Annotated in this window: 1 protein-coding gene; it reads right to left on the bottom strand. The window is 63.2% G+C overall.

Annotated features, from left to right (window positions below):
• Positions 1–18: 18 nt before the first annotated feature.
• Entirely contained in the window at positions 19–1,230 is a 1,212-nt protein-coding gene (locus NTCA1_RS28290; RefSeq protein WP_107917519.1) for an IS256 family transposase, read from the bottom strand.
• Positions 1,231–1,294: the final 64 nt, after the last annotated feature.

Genomic DNA, 1,294 nt, shown 5'->3' with positions numbered 1-1,294 from the left:
GGCCATCGGGCTGCATTTTCAGGCGGCCTTGGGTGTAATCTGTAGCGGCTGAACCTCCTCGATGATTTGTGTGGCGAGGGCTGCCATGCCCTCAATCTGCATGTAGCGGTGTTGGAGTTGGTATTCGTCGTTCTGCTCGAGCAGAACGGCGCCGACGAGGCGGATGATGCTGTCCTCGTTCGGGAAGATGCCGACGACATCGGCACGGCGCTTCACTTCCTTGTTCAGGCGCTCGAGCGGGTTGGTGCTGTGCAACTTCACCCGGTGCTGCTCGGGGAAGGCCATGTAGGCGAGCACGTCATGCTCGGCGTCGTCCATGCAGGCGCCGAGCTTCGGCCAGCGGGCGCGCAACTGGTCGGCGACCTGGCGCCAGACCTGTGTTGCGGCAGCGTGATCGGGCTGGAGGAAGACCTGGCGGATGGCGGCGGCAACAACAGTGTTCTGGCCCTTGGGCACATAGGCCAGGGCATTGCGCATGAAGTGGACGCGGCAACGCTGCCAGGTGGCGCTGAGCACTCGGGTGATCGCCGCCTTGAGGCCCTCGTGGGCGTCGGAGATCACCAGCTTCACGCCAGTCAGCCCCCTCCGTGCGAGGTCCTTGAGGAAATCGGACCAGAACACCTCAGCCTCGGAAGGGCCGATGTGGAGGCCGACAATCTCGCGCTTGCCCTCGGTGTTGACGGCTACGGCGATTATCGCGGCGACGCTGACGATCCGCCCGCCCTCGCGCACCTTGAGGTAGGTAGCGTCGAGCCAGAGGTAGGGCCAATCGCCGGTGAGCGGGCGCTTCAGGAAGGCATGGACGCGCTCATCGATGTCCTTGCACAGCTTGGACACCGAGGACTTGGAGATGCCGCTCATACCCATGGCCTGGACCAGTTCATCCACGCGCCGGGTGCTGACGCCAGCAATCCACGCCTCTTGGATCACCGCGACCAGCGCTTTCTCAACGGTCTTCCTCGGTTCCAGAAAGCCCGGAAAGTAAGCGCCGGTCCGCAGCTTGGGGATCTTGAGGTTGAGCGTGCCGAGCCGGGTATCGAGGCTGCGGTCGCGGTAGCCATTGCGCCAGGTCGTCCGGTCGCCGGATCGTTCATGGCGGCCGGCACCGACCAAGCCGTCAACGTCGGCTTCCATGATGATCTGCAAAACACTCTCTGCGATTGTGCGCAGAAAATCTCCATCCCCGGTCTTCGCCATCAGTTCGGCAAGCGGTAGTCTGTCGTCGGTCATCGAGATCAACTCCTCGGTGGGCGTGTGAAGTGTGGTAACTCCACCTTACCGATGAGCCCGGTGG

It is taken from the genome of Novosphingobium sp. TCA1, assembly GCF_009811895.1.
In the GTDB taxonomy this organism is placed as follows: Bacteria; Pseudomonadota; Alphaproteobacteria; order Sphingomonadales; family Sphingomonadaceae; genus Novosphingobium; species Novosphingobium panipatense_A.
This window is presented reverse-complemented; position numbering and strand designations above follow the sequence as displayed.

Excerpts from the sequence above, each read along its gene's own strand:
- NTCA1_RS28290 (WP_107917519.1), bottom strand. The coding sequence starts at position 1,230 with ATGACCGACGACAGACTACCGCTTGCCGAACTGATGGCGAAGACCGGG.